The organism is Agathobaculum massiliense (genome assembly GCF_900291975.1).
GTDB classification, from domain to species: Bacteria; Bacillota; Clostridia; order Oscillospirales; family Butyricicoccaceae; genus Agathobaculum; species Agathobaculum ammoniilyticum.
On sequence record NZ_OMPN01000001.1, the window covers coordinates 1,895,526 to 1,910,993 of the forward strand.

Sequence of the window (15,468 nt, forward strand, 5' to 3'; positions counted from 1 at the left end):
GGCCGCCCTCCTTTTTCCCGCGGCAGGCCGCGGGGCGCTTTTATTTATATGGGTTATCCGCCTTGAGGTAGCAGCACTTTTTGTACTTTTTGCCGCTGCCGCACGGACACGGATCGTTCGGGCCGATCTTTTTGCCCACGCGCTTGGGCTCGGGCTTGGCCGTGCCGTCGGACGCGCCGGCGGCGCTCGTCTCCTTGGCGACCTGCTCGCGCTTGGGCTCCTCGCGGGTGCGCACCTGCGCCAGGAAGATCATGCGCACGGTGTCCTCGCGGATGGCGTCGATCATCGCGTCGAACATGTCGAAGCCCTCGCGCTTGTACTCGACCACCGGATCGTGCTGGCCGTATGCGCGCAGGCCGATGCCGTTGCGCAGCTCGGTCATCGCATCGATATGGTCCATCCACTTGGTATCCACATTTTTCAGCAGCACCACGCGCTCCAGCTCGCGCATGATTGGCGGTGTGAGCGCCTGCTCCTTTGCCTCGTAGACGCGGTGCGCCTGGTCCGCCAGCACGTTGGTGAGCTGGTCCGCGGTCAGGTCGTCGCACTCCTCGGGCGTGAACGTGCAGTCCTCCGGCCGCAGGAATACGCCGAGGAACGGTCGCCGTGCCTGCTCGACCATCGCAGGCTCGATGACGGTATGCTCACCGACCGCCGCGTGTACCGCGCGGGCGATGGTGTCGTCGATCATTTTGACAATGCTGTCTTTGACATCCTTGCCCTCAAGCACCTGCAGGCGCTGGCTGTAGATGGTCTGGCGCTGGGTGTTGAGCACGTCGTCGTACTCAAGCACATGCTTACGGGTGGCAAAGTTGCGGGATTCGATCTTTTTCTGCGCGTTTTCGATCGCGCCGGACAGGATTTTCTGGTCGATCGGCTCGTCCTCCTCGATGCCGAGGGAATCCATCATATTCTGGATCTTTTCCGAACCGAACAGGCGCATCAGGTCGTCTTCAAGCGAGATATAGAACGAGGATTCGCCCGGGTCGCCCTGACGGCCGGCACGGCCGCGGAGCTGGTTGTCGATGCGGCGGGATTCGTGCCGCTCGGTACCCAGGATATACAGGCCGCCTGCCGCGCGCACCTTTTCCGCGTCCGCGTCGGTTTCCTGCTTGTATTTCCGGTACAGCTCTTCAAACTTCGCGCGGATGGCGAGTACCTCGGGGTCGTCGGTTTCCGCGTGGCCGTTGGCCTCGTAGAGCAGCTCGGGGGTGTAATCGCCCTTCTTCAGTTCGTCGAGCGCCATGGTTTCGGCGTTGCCGCCGAGCATGATGTCCGTGCCGCGGCCGGCCATGTTGGTCGCGATCGTGACCGCGCCCGGCTTGCCTGCCTGCGCGACGATATCCGCCTCGCGCTCGTGATACTTGGCGTTCAGGACGGTGTGCCTGATGCCCTTGGCCTTGAGGATCTTGGATAGCTCCTCGGATTTCTCGATGGACACCGTGCCGACCAGGATGGGCTGACCCTTGGCATGGCATTCCTCGATGCGCGCGATGGTGGCTTTGATCTTGCCGCGCTCGTTCTTGTACACCGCGTCCGGATTGTCCTTGCGGGCGACCGGCTTGTTGGTGGGGATCTCGATTACGTCCAGCTTGTAGATGTGGCGGAACTCCTCCTCCTCGGTCAGCGCGGTGCCGGTCATGCCGGACAGCTTGCCGTACAGGCGGAAATAGTTCTGGAAGGTGATGGTGGCGAGCGTCTTGCTCTCGTGCTGGACCTTGACGCCCTCCTTGGCCTCGATCGCCTGGTGCAGGCCCTCGTTATAGCGGCGGCCGAACATCAGGCGGCCGGTGAACTCGTCGACAATGATGATCTGCCCGTCGCGCACGACATAGTCCACATCGCGCTGCATGACGCCGCGCGCCTTGATGGCCTGGTTGATGTGGTGCTGCAGCGTGGTGTTCTCCGGATCGGACAGATTGGCCACCTGGAAATACGCCTCCGCCTTGGCCTGGCCGTGCGGGGTCAGGGTTGCGGTGCGGGCCTTTTCGTCCACGATATAGTCCGCGTCGATATCGTCCTGCTCCTCCTTGGCGTCAACCTCCTTGACGCGAAGCTGCTTGAGGCCGGCCGCGAAGCGGTCCGCGAGCTGGTACAGCGCGGAGGACTGCTCGCCCTGGCCGGAAATAATCAGCGGGGTACGCGCCTCGTCGATCAGGATGGAGTCCACCTCGTCCACGATGGCGAACGCATGGCCGCGCTGCACCATGGACTGCTTGTAGATCGCCATATTGTCGCGCAGGTAGTCGAAGCCGAACTCGTTGTTCGTACCGTAGGTGATATCCGCCTCGTACATGGCTTTGCGTCGGGCCGGCTCGACCTCATGGATCACCAGACCCACGGTCAGGCCGAGGAAGCGGTAGACCTTGCCCATCCACTCGCTGTCGCGCTTGGCGAGGTAGTCGTTGACCGTGACGATATGCACGCCTTTGCCGGCAATCGCGTTGAGGTATGCGGGCAGGGTGGCGACCAGCGTCTTGCCTTCGCCGGTTTTCATCTCCGCGATGCGGCCCTGGTGCAGCACGATGCCGCCGATAACCTGCACGCGGTAGTGCCGCATGCCCAGCACGCGCCACGCCGCCTCGCGGCAGGTGGCGAACGCCTCGGGCAGGAGCTGGTCGAGCGTTTCGCCGTTCTGGTAGCGGGTCCTGAACTCGTCGGTCTTGGCGCGCAGCTCGGCGTCGGACAGCTTTTTATACTGCTCCTCCAGCGCGTCGACCCTGTCCGCGATGGGATTGATCTTTTTCAGCTCATGACTCGAATGGGAGCCGAAGAGTTTGGTCAAAAAATTTGCCATCTGTTTGATTCAGCCTTTCAGGAGGGAATACGCGTCCCTTTTTCATCATATCAGACCTATTATACCACATATATACGCGGATACAAACAAATTTTTTGTGAACAGGGGGCGTGGCCTACCGCGCGATCAGATACACGGTATATGCGATGTAGCACAGCGCCATCAATGCGCCGGGGAAGCGGCCGAGCCGGCCCCTGCGCGCGGGCAGGTAAAAAACGATGGTGATGCCGATCAGGACAAGGCAGTCCACGATCGAGGTGGACAGCACCGGAATCGGCGTAATCACGGACGAAACGCCGAGGATCAGCAGGATGTTGAAAATGTTGGAGCCGATCACGTTGCCCATGGCGATTTCATTCTGTCCCTTGTGCGCGGCGACCAGCGAGGTTACCAGCTCGGGCAGCGACGTACCGATGGCCACGATGGTCAGGCCGATCAGCGTTTCCGACAGACCGAACATGCGCGCGACGCCGGTCGCGCCGCTTACCGCGAGCTGCCCACCTAGGATGATGCATGCAAGGCCGAGCAGAATATTCACGCCGATCATCAGCGGCGGCATGACGATATCCTCGGCCGCGTCGTCGAGCGGGCTGCGGCCCGTCAGCGCGGCGTGGATCTGTAGGAACAGCGTCAGTGCGAACACAGCGAGCAGCACCGCGCCCTCGAGCCGCGAGAGGGTCAGGTCGGGCGCGATCATCGCGCAGAGCATGACCGCCGCCAGCAGGGACAGCGGCCAGTCGCGCCGCAGTAGCGTGCGGTCCATCACCAGCGGGCAGATCAGCGCGGAAAGGCCGGCCACGACCAGCAGGTTGAACAGGTTGGAGCCCAGGACGTTGCCGACCGCGATCTCATTGGCGCCTTGGAGCGCGGCGGTCACGCTGACCGCCAGCTCAGGCGCGGAGGTGCCGAACGCCACAATGGTCAGACCGACGAGCAGCGGCGACACCCCCAGCCGCCGCGCCAGCGCGGACGCGCCCGCGACAAATTTGTCCGCGCCCCATACGAGCAGCGCGAAGCCGAGAACAAGCATGATGAATGACTGCATAAAAAACACCCCTAAGAAAAAATAACATATTTGTACGCAAAAAAAGAGACTTTTATTGCGCCTTGAGCAATAAAAGTCTCGCTGCTTCCGGAACGACACGGGCTGCCAAAACAGCCGGGTATGGCGATGCCGACCACGCACCGGACAGGCGCGTGAGCTACTCCCTTTTACTTATACAGACCTAAATATAGAGACTGGCGCCGCATTTGTCAAGCAAAACTGGAAAAAATCTTTACATTTGCGGGATGGGCCGTTATACTATAAGGTACTGAAAAATTCATGAAGGAGCATTTTGCATGCTGCAATTCGAGGAATACAAGGTCAAGCTGAACAATCTGAAGCCCGAGCTGGAGGAACTGTACCGCTCGCTGGGCATGGAGCAGGCAAAGCGCGAGGTGGAGGAGCTGGAAATCAAGTCCGCCCAGCCCGGCTTTTGGGACAATCCGGAGGAGAGCCAGAAGATTGTCTCCCGCATGGGCGCACTCAAGGGCAAGATTGAAGCCTATGAGCGTATGAGCAGCCTGTGCGAGGACCTGCTGACCATCTGCGAAATGGCCATTGAGGAAAACGACGAGTCCATGCTCGAAGAGCTGGAAAGCGGCTATCAGGAGTTGGAGGAGGGCGTGGCCGAGCAGAAGCTGTCCACCCTGCTTACCGGCGAATACGATAAAAACAACGCGCTGGTGTCCTTCCACGCGGGCGCGGGCGGCACCGAGGCCCAGGACTGGTGCGAGATGCTGTACCGCATGTATACCCGCTGGGCCGAGCGCCACGGCTATACCTATAAGATCATGGACTATCAGGATGGGGACGAGGCCGGTCTGAAAAGCGCGGACATCCTGATCGAGGGTGAAAACGCCTACGGCTTTCTCAAGGGTGAATCCGGCGTACACCGCCTGGTGCGCATTTCGCCGTTCGACGCCTCCGGCCGCCGCCATACCTCGTTCTCCGCGGTCGAGGTCATACCGGATATTCCGGATGATTCGGCGGACTTTGAGATCAAGCCCGAGGACTACGAGATGCAGGTGTTCCGGTCGAGCGGCGCGGGCGGCCAGCACATCAACAAGACCTCCTCCGCCGTGCGCCTGATCCATAAGGCGACCGGCATCGTGGTTTCCTGCCAAACCGAACGCAGCCAGTTCCAGAACAAGGACAACTGCCTGCGCATGCTGCGTTCCAAGCTGGTCGAGATCAAGGAACGCGAGCATCTGGAAAAGATTTCGGACATCAAGGGAGACCAGAAGAAGATCGAATGGGGCAGCCAGATCCGCTCCTATGTCTTTATGCCATACACGCTCGCCAAGGATACGCGCACGGGCTTTGAAAACGCCAACATTGGCGCCGTGATGGACAGCGAGATCGACGGGTTCATCAACGCGTATCTGTCCGCGCTGGCGACCGGAAACTGGGCTGGCAAATAACCGCAGAAACAAATCAAAGGGAGGAAGCCTCAGGCTTCCTCCCTTTTTCTGTCGGACGCGGTGCGCAGCAGGTCGAAGATCTCGCGGTACGTTTGCGCGAACACGCTGCTTTTCCGCCAGAGGAAGGTGAAATCGTGCAGGACCGGAAAACCGGACAGCGCGATCTCACGCAGCGCGCCGCTTTCCAGCTCGGCGCGGACGGTCGGCTCATACAGGAACGCGACGCCCTGCCCCATGCGGACGAGCGCTTTGATGGCGTTCAGACTGCCGATTTCGGTGACCGCGCGGAAGTCCCGCACGGTCAGGTTATGCTCCCGCAGGCGGCGCTCCAGGATCTCCCGCGTGCCGGAGCCGGGCTCACGGGTGAGCAGGCGCTCGCCGAGCAGGTCCTCCAGGGTATGCACTGGCTGCCGGAAACGGTAGCCGGGCGCGCAGACCGCTACATATCGTTCGGTCAGATAGGACAGGCTGTCGTATTCGCTTTTTTCAAAAAAGCCCTCCACAATCGCAAAATCAATGTCGCCCCGATCAAGTCCGCGCAGCAGCTCGGCGGTGTTGGCGACGACCATGCGGAGACTGACGTTCGGCTCCGCGGCCAGCAGGCGCGCGAGCGGGGCGGGCATGACGTATTCCCCGATGGTGAGCGTCGCGCCGAACACCAGCCGCCGCCCGCCGCCGGACAGGCTGCCCAGCGCGTCGCGCAGGTGCTGCGCGTCGTGGCGCATGGTGGTCGCGGTGCGCAGGAATAGCCGCCCCGCGTCGGTGAGGGTCAGCTTTTTCCCCTCAAAGGAAAAAAAGCGGACGCCGTACTGCGCCTCCAGCGCCCGAATGTGCTGCGAGACCGCGGGCTGCGTAATATGCAGCGCGGCTGCGGCGCGCGTAAAGCTCATGCAGCGGCAGACCGCCAGAAAGGTATCCACACGGAAATCCAACATAGAGATCAGCTCCTGCCTTTATCATAACATAAAATTATGATAAAATAAAGAATGATAATTTTACATAATAAGAGCGGCGGCGTATACTATTTCCAGACAAAAATGGGAAACAATGTGGAGAGAGGTAACGCAAAGATGGAATTTTTCAAAAAGAACGGTCTGGGACTGCTGCTGTGTCTGGCCATTGCGGTGCCGGCATGGCTGCTGGGACAGGCGGCGCCGGTTGTGGGTGGGCCGGTGTTCGCTATTTTAATCGGTATGACACTCACACTTTTCTGGAACGATAAGGGCAGGATGCAGGCGGGGATCGCCTTCACCTCCAAAAAAATCCTGCAATACGCGGTCATCCTGCTGGGGTTCGGGCTGAACCTGTCCGAAATCGCCAAGGTGGGCGCGCAGTCGCTGCCGATCATCGTGTCCACGATCACGACCTCGCTGGCCATGTCGGTCCTGCTGTGCAGGCTGCTGAAGATGAAGGCCAATATTTCAACCCTGGTCGGCGTCGGCTCCTCGATCTGTGGCGGCTCGGCCATCGCGGCGTCCGCGCCCGTCATCGGCGCGGACGATGAGGAGATTGCACAGGCGATATCGGTTATCTTTTTGTTCAATGTGATCGCCGCGCTGACCTTCCCGACGCTGGGCGGCGCGCTTGGCCTGTCGAACGATGGATTCGGGCTGTTCGCGGGTACGGCGGTCAACGATACCTCGTCCGTCACGGCGGCCGCGGCGGCATGGGACGGGGCCCATGGCAGCAATACGCTGGACACCGCAACCATCGTCAAGCTGACGCGCACGCTCGCCATCATCCCGATCACGCTGGCGCTTGCCGTCTGGCGCGCGGCAAAGGCCAGACAGTCGCGCGGCGTCACGAGTGGCACGTTTTCGCTCAAAAAGGTTTTTCCGTTTTTCATCCTGTTCTTTGTGCTGGCGTCGGTCGTGACGACGGTCTGCACGGCGGCGGGCATACCCGCGGCAGCTTTTTCACCGTTCAAGGCGCTGTCCAAATTTTTTATCGTCATGGCGATGGCCGCGATCGGCCTGAATACCAATATCGTCAAGCTGGTCCGGACGGGCGGCAAGCCGATCCTGATGGGGCTGTGCTGCTGGGTCGGCATCGCGTGCGTCAGCCTGGCGATGCAGCGCGTGCTGGGTATCTGGTAACGGCGGAAAACGCACATAAAAAAGGACCCTCCGGCGCAAACTGTCGCCGGAGGGCTTTTTTATGAAAAACAATACCAGGTATGCCGTAACGGGCGCGCTGGCGGGCGCGGCCAATGGCTTTTTCGGTGCGGGCGGCGGGCTGTTTCTGGTGCCGCTGCTGGTAAGCTGGTGCGGCATGGAGCAGCGCCGCGCGTTCGCGACCTCGGTCGCGGTCATCCTGCCGCTCAGCGCGGTATCGGCAGCGATCTACTGGATGAAGGGCGGGCTGGATGTGGCGGCGGCGTGGCCCTATCTGCTGGGCGGCGCGGTTGGCGGCGTGATTGCAGGCCGTATTTTCCAGAAAATGAGCATGGTCTGGCTGAGGCGGGTGTTCGGGCTGCTGATTCTGTATGGCGGCGTAAGGGCGGTGCTGCTGCTGTGATGACGGTGATTGCGGTGGCGGCCGGCCTGCTGACCGGCATCCTGTCCGGCTTCGGCATTGGCGGCGGCTCGCTCCTGCTGCTGTATCTGACGCTGTTTGCAGGCGTCGACCAATACCAGGCGGGCGGGATCAACCTGCTGTACTTTATCGCCTGCGCCCCCGCCGCGCTGTATTCGCATATCAAAAACGGGCTGGTGCAGAAGGACGCGGTCAAGTGGTGCGTGGCCGCGGGCGTGCTGACCTCGATCGCGGCGGCGCTTGCGGCCGCGCGCATGGATACCGGATGGCTGCGCCGGGCGTTCGGCGTGTTCCTGCTGTATATCGGCGCGAAAGAGCTGTTTACAAAGCGGAAACAATCGGGAACGGAGGGAAAATAATCCCCGTCTAACAGGATAACCAACAAAGGGAAAGGGGTGTCCTGATATGAAAAGACGAGGGTTTTCTCTGCTGTCTGCGCTGGTCCTGCTGCTGGCGCTGACGGCCTGCGGCGCGTCGGGTGGCGCGGACGCTTCCGGCAGCACGTCGGCGGCGGAGGACAACAACGCCGGCTGGACGGAGAGCGCGGCCGCGTCGTCGGAGGGCGGCGGGACGGTTGATTTTGCCGCGGTGCGGCAAAACGCAAAGCTCATCCTGTCCGCGGATCTGACGCTGGAGACGCAGTCGTTCGACCAGGCCGGCGCGGATATCGAAGCGCTGGCAGCCGGCGCGGGCGGCTATATCGAGGCGAGCAGCGTGTCGGGCGAGTTGGGCGGCCGGTACGCCAGCTATACGCTGCGCGTGCCGCAGGAGAAATTCGAGACGTGCTTCGCCCAACTCGGCGAGACCTGCCATGTGGTGTCGTCGAGCCGCTGGAGCGAGGATGTGACCGAGCAGTACACCGATATCGAAACGCGCCTGGCCACGCTGCAGACCAAGCATGAGCGGCTGGTGGAGTTGCTTGGCCAGGCCGCCCAGATGGAAGACATCATCTCGCTGGAAAACGCCCTGGCGGATTGCGAATATGAGATCGACAGCCTGACCGGCGAAAAACGCCGTTACGATAACCTGGTCGATTTCGCAACCATCACGGTATCGCTGCGCGAGGTGCAGGCGCTGACCGCGGTTTCCGGCGGCACGGGCTTTGGCGCGCAGCTCATGCAGGCGGCGCAGAGCGGCTGGCGCGGGCTGGCCGGCTTTGTGCGCGGCGCGGTGCTGTGGGCGGTCGCGGCCTGGCCGCTGTTGCTCGTGGCCGGCGTGGGCGGCGGTGCGGCGCTCCGGTTCCGCCGACGCAGGAAAAAAGGCGCCCCACCGGACGAGCCGAAGCCATAAAAGGGTAAAAAACAAGGGACAGACGGGCGTCTGTCCCTTGTTTCCTGCTTGCAGAGGTTACTTGGCGTAATCGACCGCGCGGGTCTCACGCACCATATTGACCTTGATCTGGCCGGGATAATCCAGCTCATCCTCGATCTTTTTGGCCACGTCGCGGGCGAGCAGCACCATCGCGTCGTCCGAAATCTTATCCGGATTGACGATAATGCGGATCTCACGGCCCGCCTGGATGGCGTACGAGCTGGAAACGCCGGGCGTTTCGTTGGCGATGCCCTCCAGCTTTTCCAGGCGCTTGATATAGTTTTCCAGGTTCTCGCGGCGCGCGCCCGGGCGCGCTGCGGAGATCGCGTCCGCCGCCTGCACCAGGCAGGCGATGGTGGTCTTGGCCTCCACGTCGCCGTGGTGCGCCTCGATCGCGTGGACGATGCCGGGCGCCTCCTTGTATTTACGGGCCAGGTCGACGCCGATCTGCACATGGCTGCCCTCGACCTCATGGTCGATCGCCTTGCCGATGTCATGCAGCAGGCCGGCGCGGCGCGCGGGTACGGGGTCGATGCCCAGTTCGCTGGCCATCATGCCGGCGATGTGCGCGACCTCAATCGAATGCTGCAGCACGTTCTGGCCGTAGCTGGTGCGGTAGCGCAGGCGGCCGAGCGTTTTGACCAACTCGGGATGGATGCCGTGGATACCGGTTTCAAAGGTGGCGCGTTCGCCCTCGGATTTGATGATCTGCTCCACCTCACGGCGGGATTTTTCCACCATTTCCTCGATGCGTGCCGGATGGATGCGTCCATCCACGATCAGCTTTTCCAAGCTCAGGCGCGCGATCTCGCGGCGCACAGGGTCGAACGAGGAAAGCGTAATGGCCTCCGGCGTGTCGTCGATGATCAGGTCCACGCCGGTCAGTGTTTCGAGCGTGCGGATATTACGGCCCTCGCGGCCGATGATGCGGCCCTTCATCTCGTCGTTGGGCAGCGGGACGACCGATACGGTCGCTTCGGAAACATGATCGGCCGCGCAGCGCTGGATGGCGGTGGAAATGATCTCGCGCGCGGTCTGTTCGCTTTCGTCCCTGACGCGCTGGTTGATCTCGCGCAGCTTAACCGCCGCGTCGTGCGTGGCCTCAGCCTCGATCGACTGGACCAGCATCTCGCGCGCCTCGTCGCGGGTCATGCTGGCGATCTGCTCCAGCTTTTCGAGCTGCTCGGCCTTGACACGGGCCAGGTCGTCCTTTTCCTTCTGGGCTGCCTCCAGCTGGCGGGAAAGGTCTTCGTTTTTGCGCTCGAGCGTATCGCTTTTCTTGTCCAGCGCCTCCTCGCGCTGGATCAGGCGGCGCTCGAGCTGCTGGGTCTCGTTGCGGCGCTCCTTGAGCTCGCGGTCGGCTTCGGTGCGCTGCTTGTGGATCTCGTCCTTGGCTTCGAGAATCGCTTCCCGCTTTTTGGTTTCGCCGGCCTTGATGGCCTCGTTGATGATGCGCGTCGCTTCGGTCTCGGCGGAGCCGATCTCTTTTTCCGCAACACGCTTGCGGTACAAAAAGCCAATGACAACGCCCACAACGAGACACACGATACCGGTCACGAGCGGTATGATGATGTCGTTCATTGCTTTGGTGTGTCCTCCTATTGATTTTTTTGAGTGCAGTGGCCCCCTGTCGGACAGAGGTACGGTTATAATGCCCTTGAAAAAAGCCGTGCGTATTTTTACGCAGGCTATATAACAGCAGGTATTATACTAAAAATATTGTAAAGCCTGTTGGTCAAACTGTCAAGAAAAACACGTCCGCGAGCGGGCAGATTTTGGCGCTTTTTGAGAAGAACGGTTTTGCGCCCTTGTGGAGGGGGGCCGCATTTGATATAATAATACAACTGAATCGGGAGGAAAAACGCATGCATCGATCCATGTGCCGCGTTCAGAGCGGCCCATTTGTTTATTATACCTGCCGCCGGCTGCCGGTGCGGCATGCCTTTACGACTAAGTACGGCGGCGTGAGCACGGGACACTGTGAAAGCCTCAACCTGGGCTTCAGCCGGGGGGACGAGGAGACCAGCGTGCGGGAAAATTACCGCCGCCTGGCGGAAGCGCTCGGCGTGGATGAAAAACGCTTCACGCTGACCCGTCAGATCCACGAAACCGAGGTTTCGGTTGTCGGGGAGGAGCAGGCCGGCATGGGGCTGCACCGCCCGATGGCGTGGCGGTCGGACGCGATCGTGACAGCGCTGCCGGACACGCCGCTCTGCGGCTTTTACGCGGACTGCGTAGTGACCCTGCTGTACGATCCGGCGACGCATACTGCGGGCGTGGCCCATGCGGGCTGGCGCGGCATGGCGGGCGGCATCCTGCCCAAAACCGTGGAGGTGATGGTGGCGCGCCTGGGTGCGAGGCGCGAGAGCCTGATCGCGGTCTTGGGGCCGTCCATCCGGCAGGAGTGCTTTGAAACCGACGCGGATGTGCCGGAGGCGATGGAGCGCCTGCTCGGCGTGGCCGTACGGCCCTATATTCGGGAAAAGGGAGCAAAATTCCATGTCGATCTGCAGGGCATCGGCGTAAAGCTGCTGCGGGACGCGGGGCTCGCGCCGGAAAACGTGATCGACAGCGGGCTGTGTACCATGTGCCACAGCGATGAATTCTGGTCGCACCGCGCGACCCGCGGCGTACGCGGCGTACAGGGCGGCGTGATCTGCCTGTGACGGAAAGGGAGTCCGTTTTATGAAATGGAAAAAACGCGCGCTGGCGGCACTGCTGGCGGCGCTCTGCCTGCTGACGGCCTGCGGGGAAGGCGGGCTGGGCGGGGATGACGGGCCGGTTGATACGGTCGAGGTGTCGGACGCATATTTTGGCATGGCTTGGTACCAGAACGGCACGCTCAATCCGGTGCTGGACAGCACCAGCATCAACCGCCTGTTGTGCGAGGCGCTATATGAAGGCCTGTTCGAGGTCAGCGGCAATTTTACCGCGCAAAATGTGCTATGCGCATCGTATACGGGCGATGGGACAACGTTCACCTTTACGCTGCGGGACGACGTGACGTTCTGGTCGGGCGAGAAGCTGACTGCGGCCGACGTGGTCGCCAGCCTGCAGGCCGCGCAGTATAATGAGGCGTCGCCGTACCATAACCGGCTGGTCGAGGCTGCCTCGATCGAGGCGCTGTCCGGCAGCGAGGTGCGTATCGTGCTGTCCTCGCCCAACATTAATTTCCCCCGCCTGCTCGACATCCCGATCTACCGGCAGGGTTCGGCCGAAAGCGGCGACTTCGCCGACGGGACCGGCCCGTTCCAGCCGGTCAAGGACGGCAACCAGTGGAAGCTGGAGGCCAATGAGAGCTGGCACGGCGGGGTCCTCGGCTCCATCCGCCATATCACGCTGGTACCCATGACACGGGCGGACGCCGCGGAATCCAGCTTCCGCACAGGGGATGTTTCCCTGCTGCGCGAGCCGCGCATCGCACCCGACGGGGCGAGTACGATCATCGGCGGGTCGATCGACACCGTGCGCACCGCGAGCGCGGACCTGCATTACCTGGGCGTCAATTACAGCAACCCCTATCTTGCCAACGCCAAGGTGCGGCAGGCGCTCAGCGCCGCGCTCGGCCGGCAGAGCCTGTGCGACACGCAGCTGCAGACCTTTGCCGCGCCGGCGGTCTTGCCGGTCAATCCGCAGCCCGCAGCCGACGGGCTGACGCTCAATATGTCCGCCGATACCGAGACCGCCGCGCGTCTCCTGCGCGAGGGACTGGAGCAGGCCGGCGGCGCGGGGGACACGGGACAGGACGACGGCGAAACGGATACGGGTGAGGAAGACGCCGACGGAGAGGCCGGCGGGACGGATACCGGCAGCGGCGGCGCGTCCGGCGGGGACGCGGCCCTGTCCATCCGGCTGCTCGTCAACGCCAACAATACGTTTAAGGTGGCGGCGGCGGAACAGATCGCGGCCTCCTGGAAAGCGGTCGGCGTGTCGGTGACCGTGGACCGGCAGCCGTATGAAACCTATGTGTCCATGCTGCAGTCGGGCGATTTTGACGTATATTATGGGGAAACGCTGCTGACGCCGGATTTTGACCTGCGCCCGCTGCTTTCCTCCGACGGCAGCCTGAACTACGGCGGCTATTCCAGCCAGACCATGTCCGCCGCCGTCGCAGCCGCGCGCAGCGGTGACAATCTCGCGGCGTTCTACACGGCGTTCGCGGAGGAAATGCCCTTTATCCCGATCGCGTTCGAGTGCGGGCAGCTGATCATCCGCAAGGGCCTGATCGATAATTTCAGCCCCGCGCCGTACAATGCGTTTGCAGGGCTGGAGGAGTGGACCTCGTCCGGCGAATAAGCGGCGGACGTTCTGTGAAAATGAGCGCGGGGCGCTCATTTTCTTTTTGATGGCAGCCCCGAACAGTAGGAGATTTTACAAGAATGATGGAAAAAGTTGTGTTAGGATTATCAGGCGGCGTGGATTCCGCGGTCGCGGCGGCGCGCCTGCGCGCGCAGGGCTTTGCGGTATACGGGCTGTTCCTGGAGGTCGGTTTGGGCGGCACGGAGGCCGCGCAGCAGGCGGCAGACGAGCTGGGCATCCCGCTTTACGTCGCGCACCGGCGCGAGGCGTTCGAGCAGCAAGTGTGCGCCTATTTCGCGGACTGCTACCGCACCGCGCGCACGCCTAACCCGTGCGTGGTGTGCAACCCGCTGGTCAAGTTCCGTGCGCTGACCGACTATGCGGATGAGATCGGCGCGCCCTATGTCGCCACCGGCCACTACGCCCGCACCGGACGGGACGCGCAGGGGCGCGCGCTCCTGCTGCGCGCCCGCGCGGAAAAGGATCAGACCTATATGATGCACCGCCTGCCGCGGCGGACGGTCGCGCGCTGCCTGTTCCCGCTGGGGGAAAGTGCGGGTAAGGACGAAACCCGCGCTGCGGCGCGCGATATCGGCCTGTCCGTGTCCGAAAAGCCGGACAGTATGGATATCTGCTTCATTCCGGACGGGGATGTGCAGGGCTGGCTCGAGCGCCACGGCGCGGCCTGCCCGCCGGGCAATTTTGTGGACGAGGCGGGCAATGTTCTGGGGCGGCACAAGGGGCTGCACTGCTATACGGTCGGCCAGCGCAAGGGGCTGGGCGTGGCTGCGGCAGGCCGCCTGTTCGTCCACGCGCTGCGGCCGGAGACCGACGAGGTGGTGCTGTCGCTCGAGGACGTGTTCGAAAAGGAAATCAAGGTGCGCGACGTACACTACATCGCGCCCGAATACGCGGAAAACGGCGCGTTCCCCTGCGAGGTGCGCGTGCGCTTTTCCAGGCGCAGCGACCGCGCGCTGGTTTATCCGGAGGCCGGCGGCGCGCGCATCATGTTCGAGGACGTGGTCCGCGCGCCCGCAAGGGGGCAGAGCGCGGTGTTTTATGACAACGATATTGTGATCGGCGGGGGCTTTATCTGCTGAGCCCGCCGGGGCGCGGATGGCCGCGACCGCTGCATAGAGAGGGGGATACCATGAGGGAAAATCACAGGCTGCAGGGGCATTTGCTCGCTATGCTGACTGTGCTGGTATGGGGTACGACATTTGTTTCGACCAAGGTGTTGCTGCGCGCGTTCACGCCGCTGGAAATCATGGTCGCCCGCTTCGGGCTGGGCTTTGTAGCGCTGTTCGCCGCAGGGCGCGGGCTCGTCAGGCCGCAGAAATGGCAGCATGAGCTGCTGTTCGCACTGGCGGGGCTGACCGGCGTGTCGCTGTACTTTCTGATGGAGAATATCGCGCTGACCTATATTTCCGCGTCCCTGGTCGGCGTGATCGTGGCGGCGGCACCGCTGTTCACCGCGCTGGTCGCGGCGGTCGTGCTGCGCGAGAAACTCAGCCGCTGGTTTTTCCTCGGCTTTGTGTGCGCGATAGCGGGTGTGGCGATGACGTCGCTGGCGGGGGTGAGCGAGCTGAACCTCGACCCGCGCGGCGTACTGCTCGGCGTGGGGGCGGCGTTTGTTTGGGGCGTGTATTCGGTGATCGTGCGCAAGCTGGGCGCGATGGGCTACCGCACCGTGCCGCTGACCTGCCGCATTTTCGGCTACGGCCTGTTGTTCCTGCTGGTGCCCGCCCTGCTCGAGGGCTTTCCCGCGCTGCTGTCTGCATGGACCGAGCCGCTTCACGTCGCGAACCTGCTCTTCCTCGGCCTGCTGGCCTCCGCGACCTGCTTTGTGACCTGGAACCGGGCGGTGTTCCTGCTGGGGCCGGTCAAGACCAGCGCGTACATCTATGCCACGCCGGTGATCACCATTATCAGCTCGGCGCTCATCCTGCACGAAACTATGACGCCAATCATGTGGCTGGGCACCGTGCTGGCGCTGGCCGGCCTAGTGCTCTCCGAGCGGCGGGAAAAGCCGGCGGGCGGAGAGGACGCATAAGGGCATA

At 62.5% G+C, this 15,468-nt stretch carries 13 protein-coding genes; 9 read left to right on the forward strand and 4 right to left on the reverse strand.

Features of this window, described 5'->3' with window-relative positions; translation table 11 throughout:
• Window positions 1-40: 40 nt before the first annotated feature.
• On the reverse strand, window positions 41-2,797 hold the full coding sequence (gene secA, locus DBQ51_RS09635) for a preprotein translocase subunit SecA (RefSeq protein ID WP_107631416.1): 2,757 nt from the start codon (window positions 2,795-2,797) through the stop codon (window positions 41-43).
• Window positions 2,798-2,912: 115 nt separating this feature from the next.
• Window positions 2,913-3,842 (reverse strand): calcium/sodium antiporter, encoded by a 930-nt coding sequence (locus DBQ51_RS09640; protein WP_107631417.1) that lies wholly within the window; start codon window positions 3,840-3,842, stop codon window positions 2,913-2,915.
• 296 nt (window positions 3,843-4,138) lie between these two features.
• On the opposite strand from DBQ51_RS09640, the gene prfB reads away from it, so the two are divergent.
• A complete protein-coding gene (prfB, locus tag DBQ51_RS09645) occupies window positions 4,139-5,263 on the forward strand; it encodes a peptide chain release factor 2 (protein WP_107631418.1) in 1,125 nt (374 codons plus the stop codon).
• Window positions 5,264-5,292: 29 nt separating this feature from the next.
• Here prfB and DBQ51_RS09650 read toward each other — a convergent pair whose 3' ends face one another.
• On the reverse strand, window positions 5,293-6,198 hold the full coding sequence (locus DBQ51_RS09650) for a LysR family transcriptional regulator (protein WP_107631419.1): 906 nt from the start codon (window positions 6,196-6,198) through the stop codon (window positions 5,293-5,295).
• A gap of 135 nt (window positions 6,199-6,333) precedes the next feature.
• On the opposite strand from DBQ51_RS09650, the gene DBQ51_RS09655 reads away from it, so the two are divergent.
• The 4 genes from DBQ51_RS09655 (at window position 6,334) to DBQ51_RS09670 (ending at window position 9,088) form a co-directional block, all read left to right on the forward strand.
• Window positions 6,334-7,359: a YeiH family protein gene (locus tag DBQ51_RS09655; protein WP_107632168.1), complete on the forward strand. Its 1,026-nt coding sequence runs from the start codon at window positions 6,334-6,336 to the stop codon at window positions 7,357-7,359.
• A 61-nt stretch (window positions 7,360-7,420) separates the two neighbouring features.
• Window positions 7,421-7,780, forward strand: coding sequence for a sulfite exporter TauE/SafE family protein (locus DBQ51_RS09660; protein WP_054326509.1), 360 nt, complete (start codon window positions 7,421-7,423; stop codon window positions 7,778-7,780).
• A complete protein-coding gene (locus DBQ51_RS09665; RefSeq protein WP_054326508.1) occupies window positions 7,780-8,157 on the forward strand; it encodes a sulfite exporter TauE/SafE family protein in 378 nt (125 codons plus the stop codon). The genes DBQ51_RS09660 and DBQ51_RS09665 overlap by 1 nt, the downstream gene beginning before the upstream one ends.
• Before the next feature lie 46 nt (window positions 8,158-8,203).
• Window positions 8,204-9,088, forward strand: coding sequence for a DUF4349 domain-containing protein (locus DBQ51_RS09670; protein ID WP_107631421.1), 885 nt, complete (start codon window positions 8,204-8,206; stop codon window positions 9,086-9,088).
• A 57-nt stretch (window positions 9,089-9,145) separates the two neighbouring features.
• Here DBQ51_RS09670 and rny read toward each other — a convergent pair whose 3' ends face one another.
• Window positions 9,146-10,690, reverse strand: coding sequence for a ribonuclease Y (rny, locus tag DBQ51_RS09675; RefSeq protein WP_107631422.1), 1,545 nt, complete (start codon window positions 10,688-10,690; stop codon window positions 9,146-9,148).
• A gap of 284 nt (window positions 10,691-10,974) precedes the next feature.
• On the opposite strand from rny, the gene pgeF reads away from it, so the two are divergent.
• The 4 genes from pgeF to DBQ51_RS09695 all read left to right on the forward strand — a co-directional run bounded on the left by pgeF (window position 10,975) and on the right by DBQ51_RS09695 (window position 15,461).
• On the forward strand, window positions 10,975-11,775 hold the full coding sequence (gene pgeF, locus DBQ51_RS09680) for a peptidoglycan editing factor PgeF (protein WP_107631423.1): 801 nt from the start codon (window positions 10,975-10,977) through the stop codon (window positions 11,773-11,775).
• Between the two features lie 19 nt (window positions 11,776-11,794).
• The gene (locus tag DBQ51_RS09685; RefSeq protein ID WP_107631424.1) at window positions 11,795-13,405 is read left to right on the forward strand and encodes an ABC transporter substrate-binding protein; all 1,611 of its coding nucleotides are present in this window, start codon (window positions 11,795-11,797) and stop codon (window positions 13,403-13,405) included.
• Between the two features lie 83 nt (window positions 13,406-13,488).
• A complete protein-coding gene (gene mnmA / locus DBQ51_RS09690) occupies window positions 13,489-14,508 on the forward strand; it encodes a tRNA 2-thiouridine(34) synthase MnmA (protein ID WP_107631425.1) in 1,020 nt (339 codons plus the stop codon).
• A gap of 50 nt (window positions 14,509-14,558) precedes the next feature.
• Window positions 14,559-15,461 (forward strand): DMT family transporter, encoded by a 903-nt coding sequence (locus DBQ51_RS09695; protein ID WP_054327374.1) that lies wholly within the window; start codon window positions 14,559-14,561, stop codon window positions 15,459-15,461.
• Window positions 15,462-15,468: the final 7 nt, after the last annotated feature.

What these genes read in the sequence shown, in the direction of transcription:
- rny (WP_107631422.1), bottom strand. Translation starts at nt 10,690, where the DNA reads ATGAACGACATCATCATACCGCTCGTGACCGGTATCGTGTGTCTCGTT.
- mnmA (WP_107631425.1), top strand. Translation starts at nt 13,489, where the DNA reads ATGATGGAAAAAGTTGTGTTAGGATTATCAGGCGGCGTGGATTCCGCG.
- DBQ51_RS09660 (WP_054326509.1), top strand. Translation starts at nt 7,421, where the DNA reads ATGAAAAACAATACCAGGTATGCCGTAACGGGCGCGCTGGCGGGCGCG.
- prfB (WP_107631418.1), top strand. Translation starts at nt 4,139, where the DNA reads ATGCTGCAATTCGAGGAATACAAGGTCAAGCTGAACAATCTGAAGCCC.
- DBQ51_RS09695 (WP_054327374.1), top strand. Translation starts at nt 14,559, where the DNA reads ATGAGGGAAAATCACAGGCTGCAGGGGCATTTGCTCGCTATGCTGACT.
- DBQ51_RS09685 (WP_107631424.1), top strand. Translation starts at nt 11,795, where the DNA reads ATGAAATGGAAAAAACGCGCGCTGGCGGCACTGCTGGCGGCGCTCTGC.
- DBQ51_RS09650 (WP_107631419.1), bottom strand. Translation starts at nt 6,198, where the DNA reads ATGTTGGATTTCCGTGTGGATACCTTTCTGGCGGTCTGCCGCTGCATG.
- pgeF (WP_107631423.1), top strand. Translation starts at nt 10,975, where the DNA reads ATGCATCGATCCATGTGCCGCGTTCAGAGCGGCCCATTTGTTTATTAT.
- secA (WP_107631416.1), bottom strand. Translation starts at nt 2,797, where the DNA reads ATGGCAAATTTTTTGACCAAACTCTTCGGCTCCCATTCGAGTCATGAG.
- DBQ51_RS09655 (WP_107632168.1), top strand. Translation starts at nt 6,334, where the DNA reads ATGGAATTTTTCAAAAAGAACGGTCTGGGACTGCTGCTGTGTCTGGCC.
- DBQ51_RS09665 (WP_054326508.1), top strand. Translation starts at nt 7,780, where the DNA reads ATGACGGTGATTGCGGTGGCGGCCGGCCTGCTGACCGGCATCCTGTCC.
- DBQ51_RS09640 (WP_107631417.1), bottom strand. Translation starts at nt 3,842, where the DNA reads ATGCAGTCATTCATCATGCTTGTTCTCGGCTTCGCGCTGCTCGTATGG.
- DBQ51_RS09670 (WP_107631421.1), top strand. Translation starts at nt 8,204, where the DNA reads ATGAAAAGACGAGGGTTTTCTCTGCTGTCTGCGCTGGTCCTGCTGCTG.